Below are 20107 nucleotides of genomic sequence, written 5' to 3'. Positions count from 1 at the left end.
TCAACAATCCAACAATAGGATTGGGATTCGAACTCGGTCGCCGAACCCGGGAGGGTTGTCATGACTCGACTGTCTCCACTGCTTCAGCAAGCCACGCCCGTCACCGTCGACCACGCCGCCGGTAGCTACATCTACGGCACCGACGGACGCAGATATCTCGACTTCACGGCGGGAATCGGTGTGACCAGCACCGGTCACTGCCACCCGCACGTCGTCGAAGCAGCGCAGCGACAGATCGGCTCGCTGATCCACGGCCAGTACACGACCGTCATGCACAAACCCCTGCTCGAACTCACCGAACGACTCGGCGCCGTCCTACCGGAGGGCCTGGACTCACTGTTCTTCGCGAACTCGGGGAGCGAGGCGGTCGAGGCGGCGTTGCGTCTCGCTCGCCAGGCGACCGGACGTCCCAACGTGATCGTGTTCCACGGTGGATTCCACGGCCGCACCGTGGCGGCCGCGTCGATGACCACCTCGGGCACGCGATTCTCCGCTGGATTCAGCCCCTTGATGGGCGGGGTGCACATCGCTCCGTTCCCCAACGCCTACCGATACGGATGGACCGAAGATCAGGCCACCGATTTCGCCTTGAAGGAACTCGACTACCTCTTCGCGACGGTCACCTCACCCGCCGAAACTGCGGCGTTCATCGTGGAACCTGTTCTCGGTGAAGGCGGTTACGTACCGGGCAACACCCGCTTCTTCCAGGGCCTGCGCGAGCGCGCCGACCGGCACGGCATCCTCCTCGTCTTCGACGAGATCCAAACCGGATTCGGGCGCACCGGAAAGTTCTTCGGACACCAGCACTTCGACACCCGTCCCGACGTGATCACCATCGCGAAGGGCCTGGCCAGCGGCTTCCCGCTGTCGGGGATCGCGGCGTCCGAAGAGCTCATGGTCAAGGCGTGGCCCGGGTCCCAGGGCGGAACCTACGGCGCCAATGCCGTGTCGTGTGCGGCAGCGGTCGCGACCCTCGATGTCATCGAGAAGGAAGGGCTCGTCGAGAACGCTGCGGCGCGCGGCACCGAACTGCTCGACGGTGTGCGCTCACGTGCCACCGACGCAGTGGGGGACGTGCGGGGCTTGGGACTGCTGGTGGGCAGCGAGTTCGTCAGCGCGGACGGCGAGCCCGATCGCGAACGGGCCGCAGCCGCACAGAAACTCGCAGCATCGAAAGGGTTGCTTCTCCTGATGTGCGGCGCGTACATGAATGTCGTGCGGATGATCCCGCCACTCATCGTCACATCCGAACAGATCGAGGACGGCCTCGGGATCTGGTCCGAGGTGCTCTCCGAAATCTGATCGCGCTCAGGAGTTTCTGTGGCCCGCTACATCACGATCACGCTCAACAAGCGAGGTATCTCCTGCCGCGCAAAACTTCTCGACGTCGAAGCGCCGCTCACATGTGAGGCAGTGTGGAACGCTCTGCCGCAGAGCGGCGCGGCGTTCCACGCGAAGTACGCACGCAACGAGGTATACACCCTCGTGCCCCGGATCACGACGGCACCCCATCGTGAAAATCCCACGGTCACACCTATTCCCGGAGATATTTGTCTCTTCGACTTCGAGCCGTGGGAGATCGGCAACCCGGCATACGGATACGAACCGGGATCCGAGGCCCACCACGAGCAGGGGGCCACCGATCTGGCGCTGTTCTACGGACGCAACAACCTGCTCATCAACGGCGATGTGGGCTGGGTACCGGGAAACGTGTTCGCGACCATCGAGGACGGACTGCCCGGCCTCGCGGTCGCATGCAACGACCTGTGGATACAGGGGGTGGTGGGGGAGACGTTGAGCTTCGCCCGGGAACTGTAGGTCAGCGGATTCGGCTCGAGTCGGGGCCGTTCTGCTCCTTCTGGAGCCGAGCAGGGCAAGATGGCGCCCATGCAGACCTTGCCTTTGACCTTCGAGTCCTCTGTCGTCGTACGCGCTACCCCGGAGGAGGTGTACGCGATCGTGTCGGATGTGACGCGGACGGGCGAGTGGTCGCCGGTGTGCGCGGAGTGCTGGTGGGATTCGGATCAGGGGCCTGAGGTCGGTGCTTTCTTCACCGGGCGGAACGTGACCCCGGACCGCACCTGGGAGACACGCTCGGAGGTGGTCGTCGCTACCCCGGGCACGGAGTTCGCGTGGTCGGTCGGTCCCGGTGTCGTGCGCTGGAGTTACCTCATGGAACCCGTCGATGCGGGTACGAAGTTGACGGAGACGTGGGAGTTCGGCGAGGCCGGGAGGAAGTTCTTCGACGAACGCTTCGGTTCCGACGCTGCCCAGGAGATCGCGGCGCGGGAAGTGGCTGCCAGGGAAGGCATCCCCGCGACGCTCGCCGCGATCACGCGGATCATCGAGGGCTGAGAGTCCTGGACGCACCTCGAGGACCGGCCAGAGCTTTCCTGATGAGGGCTGTTGCCTTCCGATGGTGACGCCTGTGGATCTGGTCAGCGGGTGGAGAACACGGACGGCATCGAGCGTGTGATTTACCACGTGATCAGGAGGTGGATTGTTATGACAACCGCACACCCACGACCCGACCTCGCCGCCTACAACGACGCCGCCCGTATGTCTCAATCGGAGCTGGTCACGGCGCTGCGTGAGCTGCTCGGTGCCAAGCTCGTCGCGTATCTCGGGAAGGTGAAAGAGACCCGGGCTGTACGCCAGTGGGCCGAAGGTACTCGCACCATCAACAACGAGACCGACGTCGAACGCCTCCGCATCGCCTACCGCGCCGCCCGTCTGATCGCGGAACGCGACACCCCGGCAGTGGCCCAGACCTGGTTCCAGGGCCTGAACCCGATCCTCGATGACCGTCCGCCGGCACTGCTGTTGCGCGAGGGTGATCTCCCCGACCTCGGACCGAAGGTCCTCGCGGCTGCGCGTCAGTTCGCGGCGGTCGGATGAACGCAGCCGACCGCACGTCGGTCCCCACCTCGCGCGGCGATGTCTGCTGCGCCCAAGTCCGGGGAGCTATCGCCTACCGCGTCGGCTACCCGCCGACCTCGTGGGAGTGGACGCCGTGGGAGTTCGCGACCGATGGCCGCTTCACCGGCCGTTGGGATGATCCTGCGGGGGTGTGGCGGACCTTGTACGTCGGTGACGACGAGGACGAGTTCCCGACCATCGCGCCGGGCCGTGTCCCACGGTCGTGGATGTCGACCCGGGTTACCGGTAGCGGTGCGATCAGCGGATGGTTCGTCGTGCCCGGCGACGCCGAGTCCGTGGCTCGACGTTGAGGTCCTCGATCTCGAGCACCGCCTCTGACATCGATTCGCTCCCGCCGATGCGTGACCGACAAGCATGGGAAAGTGCTCGTGCACGACAGTCTCGTCCAAAATGGATGCCAGGGGTGCTGAGGCCGTTGGAGCACCTCGCTACAGGGTCGCGGAATGCCATTGTCAGGGCGGGCAGGAACCAGTGTGAGCACTCAGTCGGCAGTGCGGGTCCGAGGTCGGCCTGCTCGTCGGCGGGGCCACTTCGACGAATGCACCAGTGCCGCATCGCTTGATGGTTAGGATGTGTTCTGCACGGTCCATCCGAGTGGCATTGCAGAACTCCTGCCTCCTCCTACAAGCCGGGAAAGGAGAAGCAACCGTGGCCTATCCGATGTTCCGCCACCTCACCCCGCGACAGAGCGCACACCCCGTGAGCAGACCTACCGAGATGACGATGCTGCCCCATAGGGGCAACATCACCCGGGGCCTGCCCCAGCAGGGAAACGTACCGTGACCGTCCGCGTCGGCAGTGACCCGCGCGCCGTGCGGCATCGTGCACGTCCCGGCGCAGAAAGCGCCGGTCAGCTTGCGCAAAGGCCGCAGGTCGCGGTCGTCGGGGGTGGCATCGCCGGGTTGGCCGCGGCCACCGGGCTCGCCGAACGCGGCGTAGGCGTGACGCTGATAGAGCGCGCACCGTATCTCGGGGGCCGGGTCGGTGGCTGGAGCGAATCACTGCCCGACGGGACGCAGGTGGCGGTCAACCGCGGCTTCCACGCGTTCTTTCGCCAGTACTACAACCTGCGGCAGCTACTGGCCCGGACTGACCCGAACCTGGACCGGTTGACCCCGGTCGAGGACTATCCGCTCCTCGATGCACACGGCCGTCTCGACAGTTTCCGAGGGTTACCGCGTACCCCGCCGTGGAGTGCACTGCGATTCGCCCTGCGCAGCCCCACTTTCACAGTCCCGGATCTGATGCGGATCGATGCTCGCGCCGCCGCGCCACTGGCAGACGTCAGTGTGCCGGAGATCTATCATCGCCTCGACCACATCGACGCGGCAACGTTTCTGCAGCGCATGCAGTTTCCCGCCGCTGCGCGCCATTTGGCGTTCGAGGTGTTCTCCCGCAGTTTCTTTGCCTCACCCGGGGCGATGTCGGCGGCAGAACTGGCCGCTATGTTCCATATCTACTTCCTCGGTTCGGCCGAAGGGCTGCTCTTCGACGTGCCGACCGCCAACTACGACACCGCCTTGTGGAATCCGTTGGGCCGGTATCTGTCCGATCTCGGCGTCGATACATGCCTCGACACCACCGTCACCGCCGTCGAGACCGGCGGTCCGCGCACCTTCCGGCTGCACCACCGCGACGACGCCGTACTCGACGTCGATGCGGTAGTCCTCGCTCTCGATACCGCGGGGCTGCGCACGCTGGTCGAGGCCTCGCCGGACCTGGGCGACGAGCAGTGGCGTACCCAGATTGCGCGTCTGCGAACCGCTCCACCGTTTCTGGTGCACCGGCTGTGGCTGGACCGTCCCGTCGCTGCACACCGGGCACCGTTTCTGGGTACCGGAGGCCTTGCGCCGCTGGACAACATCAGTGTGCCCGACCGATACGAGCACGAGGCCGCCACGTGGGCGCGGCGCAACGATGGGGCCGTCGTCGAACTGCACGCCTACGCCCTCCCCGACGATCTCCCGAGCCACGACACGCACCCGCGACCCGCAGAATTGACAGCGCAACTGGTGCAGCGGCTGCACGAGGTCTACCCGGAAACCGCTACGGCCCGCATTGTCGCCGAGCATACGCAGCGCCGATCCGATTGTCCGCTGTTCGGTGTCGGCGACTTTGCTCATCGTCCCCCGGTGCACACTCCGCACCCGCGGCTGATGCTGGCCGGCGACCTGGTGAGGATCGATCTGCCGGTTGCGTTGATGGAACGCGCCGCCACCACAGGCCTGCACGCCGCCAACTGTCTGCTCGCCACGTGGGAACTGGTCGGTCACGACCTGTACACCGTGCCCACTCGCGGTCGCAACACTGTGCTGCGATGGCTGGCCGCGACCGGAAACCGCCAGACATGAGCGGATCCGGTTCCGGCCCGGGGAAATGGCCGAAAAATATTCCGCTGCAGCCTCTCCAGAAATTCGATTGGAGTGCGCAACGCCCCACATATCATGACGCAGACCCCGGACTTATCGCCGCTGTCCTCGACCGCACGCAGGCCCGCCCGTCGGGAAACTGGTTCGTCATCGCCGCCAGCGACGGGATCGGCACCGAACACCCGATCGGTGTCACGGTCGCCGGTGTGGAGCTCGTCGCGTGGCGCGACCGAACCGGACGCTTGATCGTCGGCCCCGGCGCATGTCCGCATCTCGGGGCGCCGCTGGCCCGCGCAGCACTCGACTGCGGTGCGCTGCGATGCCGCTGGCACGGGCTGCGTATCGCCGCCGAGGGGGTGCCCGGCTGGACACCGTGGCCAAGCCACGATGACGGTGTACTGGCCTGGGTGCGCCTCGACCACATCGGACGACAGACGCCGACCCCGGCGCCGATCATCGGCCCCCGGCCGCCTGCACATGCACATCTGGCGGCCGTGACGACCATGGTGGGGGTGTGCGAGCCCGTCGACATCGTGGCCAACCGGCTCGATCCGTGGCACGGCGCATGGTTCCACCCGTATTCGTTCACCCATCTCGACGTACTGGAGACCCCTGATCCAGATAGCGGCGATCGGTTCGTGGTGGCCGTGACCTTCCGTGTCGGGCGGCGCCTCGGGGTGCCCGTGCGCGCTGAGTTCACCAGCCCGGAACCTCGGACCGTGGTGATGCGGATCCTCGACGGCGAGGGTGCCGACAGCGTGGTGGAAACTCACGCCACCGCGCTCGGCCCGGGCCCCGATGGACGGCCCCGTACCGCGGTGATCGAAGCGGTCCTCGCTTTTTCGCCTCGGAGCGGCTTCACCGCGGCACGTCGTGCTGCACCGATGCTGCGTCCGTTGATGCGCCGTGCCGCAGCCCGGCTCTGGCGTGACGATCTCGCCTACGCCGAACGCCGTTACGAGCTGCGCACCACACAGGTACCTCCGCACAGGTGAGGCCACGGCTGCGATGTCGTTTGAAGTGCCCGGCGGCGGGAATACACCCTCGGTGAACAGCAATAGCGGCCGGCCCGACTCGGAACACCGCAGACCCACCGGTGCCGGCGACGACACCATCGCCGCGGTAGGCAAAGTATCGGAGGCTCTCGAATGCGTCGAGCGCGCCCGTGGACATCTCTACGACCTACATCAATTGATCGGGCACGCGGACCTGCTTCTCGAAGATGCCATCGGCATGCTCGAGGCCGCTGGGCACTCCGATCACGCCACCCGGCTGAAGCAAGAGATGCTCGGCCGCAACGTGATCAGTGGACGCTGGACTTTTCAGATCGTCGAAGACTTCGACGACAACTACTGGTCTGTGTTTCGCTCCGAAGAACGTCGGGTGCGGGAGGCATTGCAAGACGGCAAACGACATGTGTTCGAGTCGGAAATGAAAGAGCGGCGACGCACCGACGGCCACCCCGATCACACTGCTCGGCCGTGACCGCACGAGCGGTGCCGCCGGCTACGCTGCTGAACCGGCGGCACCTCGACCGAGGTGCACTTCCATGAGGACAACCCCGGCTGTCGCATGCGATACCCATTTTGCGTCACGGTAACCAAGTCGGTTTGCCGGTGAAGGCGTCGATGTCATCATGGGAGCATGTACCAGGGCGAACCCGGCGGCAGGACAGGCGACCCGACGACGAATTCGTTCGAACGGCGCCTGCGTGCAGCGATTGAACAGACCGCACGCGACATGCGCGACGAGCACGCCAGCCTCAACGGCACCTTGAAGTCGATCACAGCTGCTGCGGTCGAGCTGATACCCGGTGTCGAGCACGCCGGCATCACCTTGGTCGTCGGGCGCACGCATTTCGAATCGCGGGCCGCGACCTCGGAGTTGCCGAGAAAGATCGACGAGCTGCAAGACCGGCTCCAGGACGGGCCGTGCGTGCGATCGATCTGGGAGAAGGAGACCGTGAGCGTCGCCGATCTCGCGCAGGACGACCGTTGGCCCGTATTCGGGCCGGAAGCTGCTGCGCTGGGCGTCGGCTCGATGCTGGCATTCCGTCTCTATACCGCCGAGGACACGCTCGGGGCCCTGAATTTGCACAGTTCGCACATCGCCGCGTTCAACGAGGGCAGCATCAGTGTCGGCTCGACCCTGGCCACCCATGCCGCGATTGCGTTGATCGCCACGTTGCGGGAGGAGCAGTTTCATAATGCGTTGGCGTCGCGCGATATCATCGGGCAGGCCAAGGGAATCCTGATGGAACGCTTCGGGATGGACGCCGATACAGCATTCGGGATGCTACGCACGCTGTCGCAGGAGCGCAACGAACCGCTCAACGAGATCGCGCTCGAACTCGTCGAAGTGGACCACCCTCCTCACTGATAGCCGATGTACAGTCCTCGACCGGTATATCGGCTCCAGGTCGATGCTGCGCGGTACACCGCTGTGGGATGTTCCAACGGAGCTGCATCGCATCACGTGCTCGTACACGAGCTGGTGGATCTTCGTCGACAGACCACGAACCGGCCGACCGTACGACCGGCTCGAGCGCACGACGCGTGGAGAATTCGTGCCCGCGGTTGGACGCTGACGACACTGCTGCAACGGGTACCGTCGTGCGGGGTCGGTCGATGTTCTGGGCGGCGGTGATCAGGAACCGGATCGAACTGCGGGCGTTGCGCCGAATGAACGCCGAGCTCGAGAAGTCCATCGAAATACTCAAAGCCGCACCGTCTTTCTTCGCGCGGGTGTGAGACCCGCCACGCAAGTGATCTGCCGATTCATCGCCGAACATCGCGAGGAGTTCGCCGGTCGCACCGATCTGCCGTGTGCTCACGAGCACGGGTGCCCGATCGTCCCGAGAACCTTCCACGCCTGGCCGGGCCGTCCGCTGTCGAAGCGCGGATTGTGGGACGCCACCACCACCGCGGTGCTGGCGTCGTACTACGCGGAGCAGGACGAGCACGGCAGACGCAAACCCGAGTCGGGCCCACCTGCGGCGCCAGGGCATCGAGGTGGCCCGCTGCACCGTGGAGCGGCTCATGCGCGTGAACGGGTGGCGCGGAGCCACCCGGGCGAAAAGGTCCGCACCACCATCGCGGATGCGTCGGCGCCGCGGAGACCCGGACCTGATCAACCGGAATTTCCGGGTCGAGCGTCCGGACGCGCTCTACGTCGCCGACTTCACGTATGTGCGGATGGCGCCGTGCTTCGCATACACGGCGTTCGTGATCGATGCGTTCGCCGACGCGATCGTCGGCTGGGAGGTGTCGACGTCCAAGGAAACCGCATTCGTGCAACGGCAGTGGATCACGCCTGCAGGCTGCGGTCGGATCACGGTGACCCGTTGCGCGACAGGATTATTCACCACTCGGATGCGGGTTTTCGATATGGGGCTATGTGGCTATGCGGTTCGGGGAAACCCTGTTCCTGCAAGGACTTCGGCCGTCGATGGGGTACGTGGCCGATGTCTACGGCAACGCCCTCGCCGAGGCGACCATTGGACTCTGCAAGGCCGAGTGCATCGCCGACGACTCCCTGTTCCGCAAGGGGCCGCTGCGCACCATCTGTGATGTCGAGGAGGCCACCTCGGCGTGGGTGCACTGATACCCGGCCGGCTCATGCGTCGTCTCGGCCGGATCCCACCGGCCGAGTACGAGGCCAAGTGCGACGCCGGACACCGTGCAGATCGCCCGGTTGCACACAATGACAGTGTGTGCATGAAACCCGGGATGGTTCAAGGTGCTCAGTGGGTTGCGGCGAGTAATCGGGTGGTGAGTTCGTCGACCCGGGTGGCGATGTCGTCGCGGACCAGGCGCATGCGCTCGATTCCGTCGATGCCGCGCTCGGAAGGCTCGTCGGTGTCCCAGTTCTCGACGGCCACGCCGGCGGGAGCGTCGACGCGGGCTTCGCTGCCGAGAGTGACCACCAGGTCGGCCTCACCGAGCAGTTGCGGATCGATCGGCTTGGGGTGCTCACCGTCGATGGAGGCGCCTACCTCGTGGAGGACCTGTACCGACAGAGCGTTCAGTGACGGCCCGGGGACGGTGCCGGCCGAGTGGGCGACGACGCGGTCGCCGGCGGTCTTGCGCATCAACGCTGCGGCCATCTGGGATTTTCCGCCGTTCTTCACACACACGAACAGCACCGAAGCAGTGGGCACGTGGAGGTCCCTTCCCATTTGACGACTGGATTGATAGAGGCAAATATAGACGGATGTCGAACCAGCTGTCGAACGGGGCCGAGCCGTGCTGCCCGCCGCTCTCGCGCGAGCCCCTCACCTCGGATCGGTCCACAGACCTGGCCCGCATGTTCAAGGCCCTCGGTGATCCGGTGCGGCTGCGGATGCTCAGCATGATCGCCAGTCACCAGGGCGGTGAGAGTTGCGTGTGCGACATCAGCCCCGCGTTCGACCTGTCGCAACCCACCATTTCGCATCACCTCAAGGTGCTGCGCGAAGCCGGACTGCTCGACTGCGAGCGTCGCGGCACCTGGGTCTACTACCGGGTGGTCCCGGCAGCTCTCGAACAGCTCTCTGCGGTGCTCGCCACCGAATCCGGGGTCCTGCCCGCTTCTGCCTGCACCCCGACAGCCGCTCTCGCGGGAACTCACTCGTGACCACCACGACCGAACACCGGTCTGTCGCCGGGAAGATGTCGGTCCTCGACCGGTTCCTCGCGGTGTGGATCGGCATCGCCATGGTCGTCGGACTACTGCTCGGTCGCCTCATACCTGGGCTCGGCGACGCACTGAGTGTCCTCGAGATCGACAACATCTCGCTGCCGATCGCGCTCGGTTTGTTGATCATGATGTATCCGGTGCTCGCGAAGGTGCGCTACGACCGCCTCGACGCCGTCACGGGTGATCGCAAGCTGCTGATCTCCTCGCTGATCCTGAATTGGGTGCTCGGCCCGGCGCTGATGTTCGCCCTCGCGTGGCTGCTGTTACCCGACCTGCCCGAGTATCGCACGGGCCTGATCATCGTCGGCCTCGCCCGCTGCATCGCGATGGTCATCATCTGGAACGACCTCGCGTGCGGCGACCGCGAAGCAGCCGCCGTGCTCGTCGCGATCAACTCCGTCTTCCAGGTGATCATGTTCGCGGTGCTCGGCTGGTTCTACCTCTCGGTGCTACCCGGCTGGCTCGGACTCGAGCAGACGACCCTTGACGTCTCGCCGTGGCAGATCGCCAAATCGGTGCTGATCTTCCTCGGCATCCCGCTGGTCGCCGGTTTCCTCACCCGCCACTTCGGTGAAAAGGCCAAGGGCCGCCAGTGGTACGAGGGCACGTTCTTGCCGAAGATCGGCCCGTGGGCACTGTACGGGTTGTTGTTCACGATCGTGATCCTGTTCGCGTTGCAGGGTGAGCAGATCACCTCGCAGCCGTGGGACGTCGTCCGCATCGCTCTGCCGCTGCTGGCGTACTTCATCCTCATGTGGGGCGGCGGGTTCCTGTTCGGTGCCGCGATCGGTCTCGGCTACGAACGCACCACGACTCTGGCGTTCACTGCGGCGGGCAACAACTTCGAACTCGCCATCGCCGTGGCGATCGGCACCTTCGGTGTCACCTCCGGTCAGGCCCTGGCCGGGGTGGTGGGTCCGCTGATCGAGGTGCCCGTCCTCGTCGCCCTGATCTACGTTTCGCTGGCACTGCGTAAACGTTTCACACGCTCGCCCGCCGCCGTTGTGTCGTGATGACCGAACGTCAGGAGGTGTTCGAGTCGTACGCGGCGCTGCGCCGCCACGGTTCATACGCATCCGACCTCGCTGGCCACCCGCTCGCCGGCGAACGCCTGACCGCCCCGACCCAGTTTCATGGGTGAGACCGGTGGTCGCTGTCCGTTCGTGATGCTTATCGATGAGCTCATCGATGCCGCGACGCTGGCAGAGCTGCGCAATCTGCTTGATCCGATGATCACAGCGCCCGCACAGAGTTGGCCGCAGGTCAGGCCTTGCCTGCGGCGGCACTCTGCACCGCAAGTTTCGCGAGACCGGCTGCATACAACCGTCTGCCGGCGAGCAGCGCCACGATTGCGAGCAAGTACACCAGTGGAGTAAGTTGCAGTGCGCCGACGAGGCCGAGACGGTCGGCGAGGATGCCGACGATGAACGGTCCGGTCGCCAGCCCCAAGATGTTGTTGGCGACGGTCAGGGAGCCGAGGGCGGAAGCCCGCACCGACTGGTGCGTCAGGCTGGCCACCATCGCGGCAGTCGGACCGGACGAACCGGCAGAGAAGAACGCCCCGATCGCGATGAGTGTCAACTGCGCCGCACCCGGCTCCAATTGGAACGCGATCCCGAGAGAAGCCAGCGAAATCACGCAGAACACAATGGCACTGGACCACTTCGCGGAAGGGCTGTTGCGGCTGACCCGGTCGGTGATGAATCCGCACATCACCATGCCGGTGCCGATCAGCAACACGAACACCGAAGCGACCACACCTGCTTTGTCCGGGGCCATGCCGTACTCGCGGTTGAAAAGCTGGGAGTCCACGACAACAGCACGGCAGCAGTACCCTCCGCTCAGCCGGCGTTGAACGCCTCGGCGACGGTCAGTGTGTCCTCGTAGAGGTGCATGCGAACGATTCGGCCGTCCTCGACCGCCAGGTGCATGGCCACCGGTGTGGTGAACTCCTTGCCGCTGGTCACGGCGGTGTGCGTGAAGACTGCCAGCAGTATCACGTCACCACCGTCGACTATGAGGCGCTCCAGCACGACCTTGCTCTGGCCGTGCGCGAAGTGCGGCCACATGGTGGTGAAGTAGGGGGCGACTTCCTCCCGGCGGGTACGGCGCCCGGTCCAGGGCAGCGCGTCGCTGCCGGGGACGTGCCAGTCGATCTCCTCGGAGAACAGTTCCTGGATGCCGTCGGGGTCCTGCCTGCCGAGGCGCTCCAGGAACTTCTCGGCCACGGTGCGCGAGGTCTGAGTATCTGGTGTCATCGTCCCTTTGTCCTTTGTCTCTTCGTCTCTCGAGGGTGTCGGTCGGGCCTCAGCTCTGGAACAGGAAGTGCTTGCCGCTCAGTGGCCCGCCGAGCTGCATGAGCGCCCCGCCTTTGCGTAGCGCGCCGAGGTCGACCGGCGCGAACCAGAATTCGGTCCGCAGTCGTGTGAAGGTGGCTTGGCGCTCTCGTCGTCACCGGCGAGGAAGACGGCCTGCCCGGTAGTGGACCGACCACGCTCTTCATGACGCGCTTCTTGTTGTGTCGGAGCCGTTGCCCTGGCGAGACGGTCGCAAGTACGCGGCTCGGAGGTCCTGGAGCGTCGATGCGTCCCGCCTCGCCGATTCGCCGCCTAGAGCTGTGTGACGCCGCCGTCGACGAGCAGTTCCGCGCCGGTGGTGAAACTGCTTTGGTCGCCGGCCAGGTAGAGGGCGGCAGCGGCGATCTCGTCGGGACGGCCCAAGCGGCCGAGCGGGGTCGGTGGGGCGGGCTCGGCCGCGGTGGGCCGATCGTCGCGCGGAAAAGCGGCGACGAGCTCGGCCAGGCCAGGGGTCTCGACGGGGCCGGGGGTAAGAGCGTTGACGCGGATTCCGCGGCCGGCCAGCTCAACGGCCCAGGTACGCGCGAGACTGCGGACCGCGGCCTTGGAGGCGGCGTAGACGCCCAGGCCCGGGGTGGCCAGCAGAGCCGAGTTGGAAGAGATCAGCGTCACCGACGCGCCGGCCGTCAGCAGCGGCAGCGCCTTCTGGACAGTGAAGACCGTGCCCTTGAAATTGATCGAGGCAGTGCGGTCGTACTCTTCCTCGGTGATCGTGCCGAGCGGGCTGTAATCCCCGACCCCGGCGTTGGCCACCACAATGTCCAGGCGGCCGCTGCGGTTCGTGATCTCGGCGAAGACCCGGTCGAGGTCGCCGAGATCGGAGGCATCGGCCTGGATGGCGATGCCTAGGTCTCCGACCTGTGCGACGGCGGCGTCGAGCTCGGTCTTGCGGCGCCCGGTCAGGTAGACGGTGGCGCCCTCGGCGGCGAAACGGCGGGCGATCGCCAGGCCGATGCCGCTGGAGGCGCCGGTGACGAGGGCGGTCTTGTCGTCCAGTTGTCCCATGAGATTCTCCAATTCCTCGGTGTAACTAATTTTGTTACATCGGTAGTCGTGGAATGCGACCCCCCCGATCGGGGAAGTCGACGGTTCGAGGTCAGGCGGCTTTCAAGACGTCCCGCAGCACGTCTTCCAGTGTTGTCTTTGCCAGCTCCCTGCGCAGGGCGGCCTCCACCTCGTCGTACACGGCGGTCATTGCCGGCCCGATGCCGTGGCCCACGACGCACTCGGGGTTCGGTGTCGCGCGATGCAGGGCGAAGACCGGCCCCGGTTCGATCGCTTGATAGACGTCGAGCAGGGTGATCGCCGACAGGTCCCGGGCGAGCATCCAGCCGGCCCCCGCCCCCTGCCGTGAATCGGCCAGGCCGGCCTTGCGCAGCTCGCCCAGCAGGCGGCGAATCACCACGGGGTTGGTGTTGACGCTCGTCGCGATCTGCTCGGAGGTGGCGACCTCGTGGCCACGCCGCTGATACAGCCCGATCCATGTCAGGGCGTGCGCCGCGACGGTCAGTCTGCTGTTGGCACTCACGTCGGGCTCCACCTCCCTCGCTCCTCGGCGTTAGTCGTAACTATAGATGTTACAACACCATGCGGCAAGCAGCTGATGCGGCCAGTGCCCGGGAAGTGCGGTGCGGGTGAGGGGCGGGTGCCGGTCAGGACCCTCAGTAAGGGCCCGCCTGCCCCGACCGGTGCGCCGGGCGAGGACGGTTGCCAAGCCTGTCCCGGCGTCGAGCCTGCCACCGTCACCAGGGGAGCACGCCGGTGCGGTCGGTCACCGTGCCGCCGGTCACGTCCGGCTGGACGAAGTCGGCGCCGAGCGGGTCGGCGGCCTTGCGTCCGTTCTCGGCGTCTCGGGCTCCGATCCAGACCGTCTGGCCCGCCTGAACGAGTTTGCGCGAGATCTCGTGGCCGAGGCCCTGTTGCCGCCGGCGGGCGTCCGGCGCTAGTGGGCGGGACGGAACGGGTGCAGGATGCGGATGCCGTCCTCTATGGATCCGTCGATCAGTTCGAGCATCTGCGGGACGAGTTCCCGCATCCGGGGCGCGGCGAGGTGGGCGTCGAGGTGGGCGCGGGTCTCCCAGCGTTCGTAGATGACGAATTCGCAGGGCCTGCCCTCGACTTCGTGGGCCTCGTAGTCGATGTTGCCGGGGTCGTTGCGCGAGGGGGTGACGGCGGCGGTGATGAACGCCTTGAGGTCGGCCTCTCTACCGGCCTTCGCCTTCGCGTCCCAGACGACGGTCACGTAGCCGGTGGGTGTTGCGGTCATGGTGATTCCTGTTCTGTTCCGTGCTGACGGGCTGCGTGTCGGTACCGGGCCGGTGTCAGCTCTCGATGAAGCCGAGGAGGTCGGCGTTGACGGTGTCGGCGTTCACGGTGCACATGCCGTGCGACAGCCCCGGGTAAACCTTCAGGCGCGCGTTCTCGACCAACGTGACTGCCGTCTCGGAGGAGTTGGCGATCGGGACGATCTGGTCGTCGTCGCCGTGCATGATGAGCGTGGGCACGTCGATCGCCCGCAGGTCGTCGGTGAAGTCGGTCTCCGAAAACGCCTTGATCCCCTCGTAGTGCGCCTGCGCGCTGCCGGTCATTCCCTGGCGCCACCAGTTCTGGATGACGCCCTGGGAGATGTCCGCGCCCGGGCGGTTGAACCCGTAGAACGGCCCGGAGGCGAGGTCGAGGTAGAACTGGGCGCGGTTGGTGGCCACGGCCTCGCGGAAGCCATCGAAGACCTCGACCGGCAGCCCTCCCGGGTTCGATTCGGTCTGGACCATGAGCGGCGGGACCGCTCCGATGAGGACGGCCTTGGCGACCCGCCCCGCACTGTGCCTGGCGACGTACCGGGCGACCTCTCCACCACCGGTGGAGTGGCCGACGTGGACGACGTCGCGCAGGCCGAGGTGCGCCACCACGGCGGCGGCGTCCGCCGCATAGTGGTCCATGTCGTGCCCGTGGCCGACCTGGGCGGAGCGCCCGTGCCCCCGGCGGTCGTGGGCGATGGCACGGTAGCCCCGCTGGACGAGGAACAGCAGCTGGGCGTCCCAGTCGTCCGAGCTCAGCGGCCAGCCGTGGTGGAACATGACCGGCCGGCCCGAGCCCCAGTCCTTGTAGAAGATCTCGGTTCCGTCGCTGACGGTGACGAACGGCATGGTGTGCTCCTCGTGGTCTCGCCCGGATACCGGGCGGTTTCGATGTCTCCACGAGAATGGCTCGGCCACCCTACCGACAGCCTCCGTCAGCTGACTGACATCCCGCCGGCGGCTCGCTCACGTCAGTGCCGGGGCAGTACTGAGACCCGACCGGTAGCTCTCACAGCCGGGTGGCCGAAGGCTCGGGAGGCAGCGCATCCAGAGCGTCGCGGAGCTCGGCCCGCGACGTGATCCCCAGCTTCGGGAACACATGGTAGAGATGCGACGACACGGTCCGCGGCGAAAGGAACAGACGCGACGCGATCTGCGGATTGGACAGCCCCGTCGCCGCCAGCCTGGCGACCTCCAGCTCCTGTGGGGTGAGGGCTTCACCGGCCTTGCCCCGGCCGGTCCGCGTCATGCCGGTGGCGCGGAGCTCCGCAGCGGCTCGGGCCTCCCACGAACGGGCCCCGAGTTCCTCGAAGCGGTCGCGGGCGGCGGCCAGCTGCACCCGCGCATCACGGTTGAGTCCTTGCCGGCGAAGCGCTTCGCCGTACGCCAGACGAGCATGGCCGACCTCGAAGGGCCACTGCTCGACGCCCGGCAGTCCGAGTGCCTCCTCGAAGCACCGGACCATGTCCTCGGCAGTTGATGTCATCGCCGTGACCGTGGCCGAACTCAGCGCGAGCCGCGACGAGAGGTGGCCGACACCGGCGTCGTGCAGCGCGTCCGCGTGCCGTCGCGCCTCCGCGTGCCGCCCGGTGCGCACGGCGGCCTCGACGAGGTCCGGCGCGGACCACACGGCCTCGGGGTTGAACGGCGGCAGCACACCCGGGGCGCAGATCGCTGTGGCGTGCCGGAAGGCCGTCTCGAAGTCGGCGGCGCCGAGGGCCGCCCGGGCCGCCGCCTGGTGGGCGCAGTTCTCCAGCCGCTGCAGTCCCCTGGGCCTCGACCACCCCCAGACTGCTTCACAGTGGCGGCGGCACGCGTCGAGGTCGCCGCGCTGGGCCGCGGTCATTGCGGCGACGTAGTGTCCCACCTGGGCGAACAAGTGGTATCCCGTCTCCTCGGAGAGTGCGATGAGCTCGTCCGCGGCGTCGGCCGACGGCTGCCACCGGCCGGCGTACAGGTTGTCCAGGGCGACGAACATCAGGGCCGGCATGCTCGACCCCACCGCGCCGCCGTCGCGTATGACCCGGGACACGGCCTCGCGACAGCCCGGAAGCCGGTCGAGGTACGAGGCGGTCAGGGCGGTGCGGATGACCACGTCGGCGTCACTCTGGTCCCTCAGCCGCGAGATCTCCTCGTCCAGGCGGCGCAGCATGCCGTCGGTGACGGAACCGAGGTCGTGATGGACGCGCCCCAGCGACGCCGCGGCGGCGGGCGATGCCTCGGGGAACCGGTCGAGCACGTCGACCAGAGGCTGCCAGTGCTCGGGCCGGCCCGAGTACTGGCAGGCGAGGGTGAGAGCGAAGAGCGCGGTCTCCAGCTCCTCACGCGGCGGTCCGGGCATCGCCGAGGCATGCCCGACCGCCTCCATCAGCAGCGCGTGCGCCGTATCGGCCTCGCCTTCCGTGACGAGCACGAGGAAGCCGGCCGCCGCGGCCGCCGCGAGCGACCGGGCCGCCGGATCGCCCTCGATCTCACGCATGATCTCGTGGCTGACCTCCAGATGGCCCGCGACCCAGGCGGCGACGTAGGCGGCCTTCGACAGGCGGCGCCTGCGGACCCCTCGGTCGGGACTCAGTTCGGCCGCGCGCCGCAGCCTCGCGATCGCGCCGTCGGCGTCACCGCGTCGCAGGCTGCTCCGGGCCGCCGACTCCACGACGGCGGCGACCGTCTCGTCGGGCGCCGTCGTGGCTCTCGCGAGGTGATCACCGCGCCGCTCGGGCTGGTGGCCCAGTGCGTCGGCCAGTCGGCGGTGGGCGCTGCGCCGCTGCTCGCCGGTGGAACCGTCGACCACCGCGGACCTGACCAGCGGGTGCCTGAAGCGCACCGCGCGGCCGTTCTCCGCGACCATGACCAGGTGGTCACGCTCCGCGGGAGCGAGTTCCTCGAGGCTGCCCAGCCCGCCGGCCGCCTCGAGAATGCCGATGTCGCCGGAGCCCTCGAGAGCCGCGAGCAGCAGTACCTCGCGCGTTCTCTGCGGCAGTCGTCCGACGCGGGCGCCGTACAGAGCGCGCACGTCCCGCCCCGGGCCGCTCGCCCACCCCGCCCCTTGGCCGTGTCGGTCGCCGGACGCCTCCGTGGACCCGGCGAACTCGAGCAGAGCCAGGGGGTTTCCCTGTGCCTCGTGCGCCACGGTCGAAAGGACCCGGCGGGGGAGGTGGGCGAAGCGCCGGGACAGCAGTCGCAGGGCGTCCGCGTCGTCCAGCGGCGCGATCTCGAGCTCCGGCAGACCGGTGGAGCGGAAGGATGCGTCGGACTCCTCTCGCTGTGCTCCGAGCAGTCCGATGCGGCGACCGCCCAGTCTTCTGGCGACGAAACCTACCGCAGCCTGGCTCGCCTCGTCGACGGCATGAAGGTCATCGACCACGAGTAGCAACGGCCGCTCCTTCGCGGCCTCGTCGAACAGGGCCAGTGCCGCGTTCAGGACGGCGATCCGGCTCGCCGCGGGACCGACGCCGAGACCGAGAGCGACCTCGAGGGCCTCTCGCGTGGAACGTGGCAGACGACCAAGCTCGTCCGGCAGCGAACCGACGAGCTGATGGAGTCCCGCGAAGCTGATGCCAGTCTCGTACTCGACGCCGCTCCCGCGGACGACCCGCACTCCCTTCGCCACCGCCAGCTCGGCGGTCGCGTCCAGGAGCGCAGTCTTCCCCACACCCGGATCACCGGTGAGCAGCAGGGCGGCTCCGTTCATCCCGGCCATGTCCAGGAACGCCGCAAGCTCTGCGAGCTCGCCCTCCCGACCGACCAGTCCGGTCGGGCCGACGCTCATGTCTGCCCTTGGCTTCGCCCACATCCGCCGCGTCCTTCGTCGTACCTCGCGAAGCAGTCGAACCACCAGCCACGCACTCGACCAGCAATTATCGCACCCACCGGCAATCGGATCGTGAAGACATCCGCTTCGCCGACACTCGCAGCTCCCTAACGAAGATCATGCAGATCACCAGCCGGGCGCTGCAGCCCCACCGCAGCGACAGCACGAAGGTCACGCGGATCATCGCGCCGGTCGTCGCCCCGCCCGGCAAAGACCTGGACGACATGGTCGCCTCCGCCGGCTACCGCCCCTCGTCGCGTCCTCCGAGGCCTGCGCAGTCATGATGAACGACTCGTCGAGGATCATCGGCGCCGACGGAGACCAGGAACACTACGACGGCGACGCCGCTGCCGAGTCCGCCCTGCTCCACTTCTCCACCCTGCCCGACCCAGCGACCATCGCGGCCGTTTTGCGCACCCGGGTCTACCGACCCGGTCCCCTGATCTGGTCGAAGGGCCGAAAGGCCCTGCGGCGCCGGCGATCCGAGAACGAGGTCATCGGCCCCTACCCCGGTCCCGTACGACGCGGGACCAGGGTAGGCGCGACGAAGGCTTCTCCGCTTGGAAGGTGGCTTCACCAGCAGAGAAAGGCACTGCGGGCGGGCGAGCTGGAACCGCGGCGCAAAGAGTTGCTCGACGCACGAGGCGGGGATGGTCCGGGAACCGGGCGAATAGGCCTGGGAGGCAAGCTCGCCGCACGACGGTCCTACCGGCGGGCTACAGGGCACCTCGCACCGCGTCAGGACGCAGTGGGTCCCGCGGCGGCGAGGGGTTCGCTCACAGTACTGGCACGGCGCTTTCCTCGTGCTTCCCGGGCGTGCACCAACTGGGCGCTTGCCTGGATTATGGCCACGATGAAGCACAGGTCGAAGAAGAGTTCCAGTGAGGAGACGCCGCGGTGGGTCTCATCGCGGCCTCGCGCTGCTTGTCATCTGGTGAGCCAAGCTCCGAAATGCCGCTGCAGTCGGGGATTGATCTGCCAGACCATCACTGCTGCCGCCACCGGGACGAGTACAGCGAGTCGCACCGGCAGGTACAGATCCTCCAGAACAGGGTTCGTGGCCAGCCCCAGCAGGACGATGGTGGGGTAGATAGCGCACACGGTGAGCAGCCACAACTTCCAACGCCGGACGGCGGCCGGAACGGTGGGGCGGAGCCGGGGTTCGGCGTTCGCGAACGCGTTCCGGCTCTGCTCCCGGAGCGTGTGCCGGATGTCTGTCGCTGCCAGTGGGCTTGGCAGTCCAGGATCGTCGGCACCGTAGGCATGGGAAACACTTCTCTCGTTCATCGACCACTCCAAATCGAAATGCTGCGTTTTGATTTCATCGGTTCCTGCACGACCGAGGTGATGTTGGCGCTGCGGGATGGGCTGCCCGCGCGCAACAGCGGCAGCAGTCGCCAGGTGAGCAGCACAGGACTCGGATGGTTCACCGCCAGCCGCTGCTGGTGTCGTGCCGCCACTTCGGCCACGAGTCGCTGGGTCTTGGCCGGAGCGGACAACTCGGCGATGTATTGCTCGGCGCTGAAGCGTTGAGCGATCGGCACCGGTTGCTGCGGGTTGCGATCGTGCAGAAGCAACTGGTGCCCGGCTTCCGCAAGCTCCTCAGCCGGCCTGGGCCCCGGAACCGGAGCCCGGCGGGCGCCGGCCGGGGCATGA

The 20107-nt window shown here is 67.1% G+C and carries 24 protein-coding genes and 2 pseudogenes; 15 read left to right on the top strand and 11 right to left on the bottom strand.

Translation table 11 applies throughout. The features are described 5' to 3' along the window. Nucleotides 1-60: 60 nt before the first annotated feature. The 10 genes and pseudogenes from ACFWB0_RS03625 to ACFWB0_RS03580 form a co-directional block, all read left to right on the top strand. The gene (locus ACFWB0_RS03625) at nt 61-1302 is read left to right on the top strand and encodes an aspartate aminotransferase family protein (RefSeq protein ID WP_378489051.1); all 1242 of its coding nucleotides are present in this window, start codon (nt 61-63) and stop codon (nt 1300-1302) included. Between the two features lie 18 nt (nt 1303-1320). After that, entirely contained in the window at nt 1321-1818 is a 498-nt protein-coding gene (locus ACFWB0_RS03620; protein WP_378489050.1) for a DUF3830 family protein, read from the top strand. Nucleotides 1819-1878: 60 nt separating this feature from the next. Further along, nucleotides 1879-2355 carry an SRPBCC family protein gene (locus ACFWB0_RS03615; RefSeq protein ID WP_378489049.1) on the top strand — a complete coding sequence of 159 codons (477 nt, stop codon included), beginning with the start codon at nt 1879-1881 and terminating at the stop codon, nt 2353-2355. Nucleotides 2356-2505: 150 nt separating this feature from the next. Continuing rightward, nucleotides 2506-2898, top strand: a complete 393-nt coding sequence (locus ACFWB0_RS03610; protein WP_378489048.1) for a hypothetical protein — start codon at nt 2506-2508, stop codon at nt 2896-2898. Next, nucleotides 2895-3230, top strand: a complete 336-nt coding sequence (locus ACFWB0_RS03605) for a hypothetical protein (protein ID WP_378489047.1) — start codon at nt 2895-2897, stop codon at nt 3228-3230. Before ACFWB0_RS03610 ends, ACFWB0_RS03605 begins: the two co-directional genes overlap by 4 nt. A 489-nt stretch (nt 3231-3719) precedes the next feature. Next, nucleotides 3720-5291, top strand: coding sequence for an FAD-dependent oxidoreductase (locus ACFWB0_RS03600; RefSeq protein ID WP_378489046.1), 1572 nt, complete (start codon nt 3720-3722; stop codon nt 5289-5291). Further along, complete coding sequence (locus ACFWB0_RS03595; RefSeq protein ID WP_378489045.1) at nt 5288-6304, top strand: DUF5914 domain-containing protein; 1017 nt, start codon at nt 5288-5290, stop codon at nt 6302-6304. The genes ACFWB0_RS03600 and ACFWB0_RS03595 overlap by 4 nt, the downstream gene beginning before the upstream one ends. A 13-nt stretch (nt 6305-6317) precedes the next feature. Continuing rightward, nucleotides 6318-6794 (top strand): hypothetical protein, encoded by a 477-nt coding sequence (locus ACFWB0_RS03590; protein ID WP_378489044.1) that lies wholly within the window; start codon nt 6318-6320, stop codon nt 6792-6794. 255 nt (nt 6795-7049) lie between these two features. Further along, nucleotides 7050-7688: a GAF and ANTAR domain-containing protein gene (locus ACFWB0_RS03585; RefSeq protein ID WP_378489127.1), complete on the top strand. Its 639-nt coding sequence runs from the start codon at nt 7050-7052 to the stop codon at nt 7686-7688. Between the two features lie 281 nt (nt 7689-7969). Continuing rightward, a pseudogene (locus ACFWB0_RS03580) lies at nt 7970-8971 on the top strand (IS3 family transposase); the annotation flags it as partial. 80 nt (nt 8972-9051) lie between these two features. Here ACFWB0_RS03580 and ACFWB0_RS03575 read toward each other — a convergent pair. Next, nucleotides 9052-9468 carry a low molecular weight phosphatase family protein gene (locus ACFWB0_RS03575; RefSeq protein ID WP_378489043.1) on the bottom strand — a complete coding sequence of 139 codons (417 nt, stop codon included), beginning with the start codon at nt 9466-9468 and terminating at the stop codon, nt 9052-9054. Nucleotides 9469-9521: 53 nt separating this feature from the next. On the opposite strand from ACFWB0_RS03575, the gene ACFWB0_RS03570 reads away from it, so the two are divergent. The 3 genes from ACFWB0_RS03570 to ACFWB0_RS03560 are packed head-to-tail and all read left to right on the top strand — an operon-like array spanning nt 9522 to nt 11127. Continuing rightward, a complete protein-coding gene (locus ACFWB0_RS03570; protein WP_378489042.1) occupies nt 9522-9923 on the top strand; it encodes an ArsR/SmtB family transcription factor in 402 nt (133 codons plus the stop codon). Nucleotides 9924-9958: 35 nt separating this feature from the next. Beyond that, nucleotides 9959-10999 (top strand): ACR3 family arsenite efflux transporter, encoded by a 1041-nt coding sequence (arsB, locus tag ACFWB0_RS03565; RefSeq protein ID WP_378489126.1) that lies wholly within the window; start codon nt 9959-9961, stop codon nt 10997-10999. Then, nucleotides 10999-11127, top strand: coding sequence for a hypothetical protein (locus tag ACFWB0_RS03560; protein ID WP_378489041.1), 129 nt, complete (start codon nt 10999-11001; stop codon nt 11125-11127). Before arsB ends, ACFWB0_RS03560 begins: the two co-directional genes overlap by 1 nt. A gap of 122 nt (nt 11128-11249) precedes the next feature. Here ACFWB0_RS03560 and ACFWB0_RS03555 read toward each other — a convergent pair. The 4 genes and pseudogenes from ACFWB0_RS03555 to ACFWB0_RS03540 all read right to left on the bottom strand — a co-directional run. Continuing rightward, nucleotides 11250-11818: pseudogene (locus ACFWB0_RS03555) on the bottom strand (MFS transporter); the annotation flags it as partial. 9 nt (nt 11819-11827) lie between these two features. Then, a complete protein-coding gene (locus tag ACFWB0_RS03550) occupies nt 11828-12244 on the bottom strand; it encodes a nuclear transport factor 2 family protein (protein WP_378489040.1) in 417 nt (138 codons plus the stop codon). Between the two features lie 351 nt (nt 12245-12595). Then, nucleotides 12596-13348 (bottom strand): SDR family NAD(P)-dependent oxidoreductase, encoded by a 753-nt coding sequence (locus tag ACFWB0_RS03545; RefSeq protein WP_378489039.1) that lies wholly within the window; start codon nt 13346-13348, stop codon nt 12596-12598. A gap of 91 nt (nt 13349-13439) precedes the next feature. After that, nucleotides 13440-13871: an Rrf2 family transcriptional regulator gene (locus ACFWB0_RS03540; RefSeq protein WP_378489038.1), complete on the bottom strand. Its 432-nt coding sequence runs from the start codon at nt 13869-13871 to the stop codon at nt 13440-13442. A gap of 160 nt (nt 13872-14031) precedes the next feature. On the opposite strand from ACFWB0_RS03540, the gene ACFWB0_RS03535 reads away from it, so the two are divergent. Next, nucleotides 14032-14289, top strand: a complete 258-nt coding sequence (locus ACFWB0_RS03535; RefSeq protein ID WP_378489037.1) for a hypothetical protein — start codon at nt 14032-14034, stop codon at nt 14287-14289. Here the strand turns inward: ACFWB0_RS03535 and ACFWB0_RS03530 are convergent. The 3 genes from ACFWB0_RS03530 to ACFWB0_RS03520 form a co-directional block, all read right to left on the bottom strand. Continuing rightward, a complete protein-coding gene (locus tag ACFWB0_RS03530; RefSeq protein ID WP_378489036.1) occupies nt 14286-14609 on the bottom strand; it encodes a putative quinol monooxygenase in 324 nt (107 codons plus the stop codon). The two genes, ACFWB0_RS03535 and ACFWB0_RS03530, sit on opposite strands and share 4 nt — an antisense overlap. Before the next feature lie 55 nt (nt 14610-14664). Then, nucleotides 14665-15489: an alpha/beta fold hydrolase gene (locus ACFWB0_RS03525; RefSeq protein ID WP_378489035.1), complete on the bottom strand. Its 825-nt coding sequence runs from the start codon at nt 15487-15489 to the stop codon at nt 14665-14667. Nucleotides 15490-15649: 160 nt separating this feature from the next. Beyond that, nucleotides 15650-18409: an ATP-binding protein gene (locus ACFWB0_RS03520; protein ID WP_378489034.1), complete on the bottom strand. Its 2760-nt coding sequence runs from the start codon at nt 18407-18409 to the stop codon at nt 15650-15652. A 161-nt stretch (nt 18410-18570) separates the two neighbouring features. Between ACFWB0_RS03520 and ACFWB0_RS03515 the strand changes: the two genes are divergently transcribed. Next, the gene (locus tag ACFWB0_RS03515; RefSeq protein WP_378489033.1) at nt 18571-18735 is read left to right on the top strand and encodes a hypothetical protein; all 165 of its coding nucleotides are present in this window, start codon (nt 18571-18573) and stop codon (nt 18733-18735) included. Between the two features lie 454 nt (nt 18736-19189). Here the strand turns inward: ACFWB0_RS03515 and ACFWB0_RS03510 are convergent, their stop codons facing one another. From ACFWB0_RS03510 to ACFWB0_RS03500, 3 genes are read right to left on the bottom strand one after another with little or no spacing between them, the layout of a single operon-like run. Further along, complete coding sequence (locus ACFWB0_RS03510; protein ID WP_378489125.1) at nt 19190-19333, bottom strand: hypothetical protein; 144 nt, start codon at nt 19331-19333, stop codon at nt 19190-19192. 45 nt (nt 19334-19378) lie between these two features. After that, nucleotides 19379-19738 carry a hypothetical protein gene (locus tag ACFWB0_RS03505; RefSeq protein ID WP_378489032.1) on the bottom strand — a complete coding sequence of 120 codons (360 nt, stop codon included), beginning with the start codon at nt 19736-19738 and terminating at the stop codon, nt 19379-19381. After that, nucleotides 19735-20028 carry a hypothetical protein gene (locus ACFWB0_RS03500; RefSeq protein ID WP_378489031.1) on the bottom strand — a complete coding sequence of 98 codons (294 nt, stop codon included), beginning with the start codon at nt 20026-20028 and terminating at the stop codon, nt 19735-19737. The genes ACFWB0_RS03505 and ACFWB0_RS03500 overlap by 4 nt, the downstream gene beginning before the upstream one ends. Between the last annotated feature and the right edge of the window lie 79 nt (nt 20029-20107).

It is taken from the genome of Rhodococcus sp. NPDC060086, from assembly GCF_042730275.1.
Taxonomy (GTDB): domain Bacteria; phylum Actinomycetota; class Actinomycetes; order Mycobacteriales; family Mycobacteriaceae; genus Rhodococcus.
The sequence above is the reverse complement of the archived record's forward strand: the minus strand, read 5'-3'. Positions and strand labels throughout refer to the sequence as shown.

Coding starts and splice junctions, on each gene's coding strand:
- ACFWB0_RS03605 (WP_378489047.1), top strand. CDS start 2,895: ATGAACGCAGCCGACCGCACGTCGGTCCCCACCTCGCGCGGCGATGTC.
- ACFWB0_RS03610 (WP_378489048.1), top strand. CDS start 2,506: ATGACAACCGCACACCCACGACCCGACCTCGCCGCCTACAACGACGCC.
- ACFWB0_RS03595 (WP_378489045.1), top strand. CDS start 5,288: ATGAGCGGATCCGGTTCCGGCCCGGGGAAATGGCCGAAAAATATTCCG.
- ACFWB0_RS03590 (WP_378489044.1), top strand. CDS start 6,318: ATGTCGTTTGAAGTGCCCGGCGGCGGGAATACACCCTCGGTGAACAGC.
- ACFWB0_RS03550 (WP_378489040.1), bottom strand. CDS start 12,244: ATGACACCAGATACTCAGACCTCGCGCACCGTGGCCGAGAAGTTCCTG.
- ACFWB0_RS03615 (WP_378489049.1), top strand. CDS start 1,879: ATGGCGCCCATGCAGACCTTGCCTTTGACCTTCGAGTCCTCTGTCGTC.
- ACFWB0_RS03545 (WP_378489039.1), bottom strand. CDS start 13,348: ATGGGACAACTGGACGACAAGACCGCCCTCGTCACCGGCGCCTCCAGC.
- ACFWB0_RS03560 (WP_378489041.1), top strand. CDS start 10,999: ATGACCGAACGTCAGGAGGTGTTCGAGTCGTACGCGGCGCTGCGCCGC.
- ACFWB0_RS03570 (WP_378489042.1), top strand. CDS start 9,522: ATGTCGAACCAGCTGTCGAACGGGGCCGAGCCGTGCTGCCCGCCGCTC.
- ACFWB0_RS03525 (WP_378489035.1), bottom strand. CDS start 15,489: ATGCCGTTCGTCACCGTCAGCGACGGAACCGAGATCTTCTACAAGGAC.
- ACFWB0_RS03530 (WP_378489036.1), bottom strand. CDS start 14,609: ATGACCGCAACACCCACCGGCTACGTGACCGTCGTCTGGGACGCGAAG.
- ACFWB0_RS03515 (WP_378489033.1), top strand. CDS start 18,571: ATGCAGATCACCAGCCGGGCGCTGCAGCCCCACCGCAGCGACAGCACG.
- ACFWB0_RS03505 (WP_378489032.1), bottom strand. CDS start 19,738: ATGAACGAGAGAAGTGTTTCCCATGCCTACGGTGCCGACGATCCTGGA.
- arsB (WP_378489126.1), top strand. CDS start 9,959: ATGTCGGTCCTCGACCGGTTCCTCGCGGTGTGGATCGGCATCGCCATG.
- ACFWB0_RS03585 (WP_378489127.1), top strand. CDS start 7,050: ATGCGCGACGAGCACGCCAGCCTCAACGGCACCTTGAAGTCGATCACA.
- ACFWB0_RS03520 (WP_378489034.1), bottom strand. CDS start 18,409: ATGAGCGTCGGCCCGACCGGACTGGTCGGTCGGGAGGGCGAGCTCGCA.
- ACFWB0_RS03625 (WP_378489051.1), top strand. CDS start 61: ATGACTCGACTGTCTCCACTGCTTCAGCAAGCCACGCCCGTCACCGTC.